The 280-nt window shown below is 55.4% G+C and carries 3 tRNA genes; all 3 read right to left on the bottom strand.

Features of this window, described 5'->3' with window-relative positions:
- Position 1 precedes the first annotated feature (1 nt).
- Positions 2-74: transfer RNA gene (locus tag KVT34_RS30190), tRNA-Val, on the bottom strand.
- Between the two features lie 46 nt (positions 75-120).
- Positions 121-192: transfer RNA gene (locus KVT34_RS30185), tRNA-Glu, on the bottom strand.
- Between the two features lie 11 nt (positions 193-203).
- Positions 204-277 (bottom strand) — tRNA-Met (locus KVT34_RS30180).
- Positions 278-280 lie beyond the last annotated feature (3 nt).

Below are 280 nucleotides of genomic sequence, written 5' to 3'. Positions count from 1 at the left end.
GTGGACGCTGACGGGATCGAACCGCCGACCCTCTGCTTGTAAGGCAGATGCTCTCCCAGCTGAGCTAAGCGTCCATAATTGGATCTTGCTGTTACTACTTCTTACCTTAAGAAAGGCAAATGACCCGTAGGGGATTCGAACCCCTGTTACCTCCGTGAAAGGGAGGTGTCTTAACCCCTTGACCAACGGGCCTTATGTATCTATAGCGGCGGAGGGGCTCGAACCCCCGACCTCACGGGTATGAACCGTACGCTCTAGCCAGCTGAGCTACGCCGCCTTA

This window comes from Paenibacillus sp. GbtcB18 (assembly GCF_019091125.1).
Classification (GTDB): Bacteria; Bacillota; Bacilli; order Paenibacillales; family NBRC-103111; genus Paenibacillus_F; species Paenibacillus_F chitinolyticus.
Note: the sequence above shows the minus strand (reverse complement) of the source record. Positions and strands in the feature narration are given on the sequence as shown.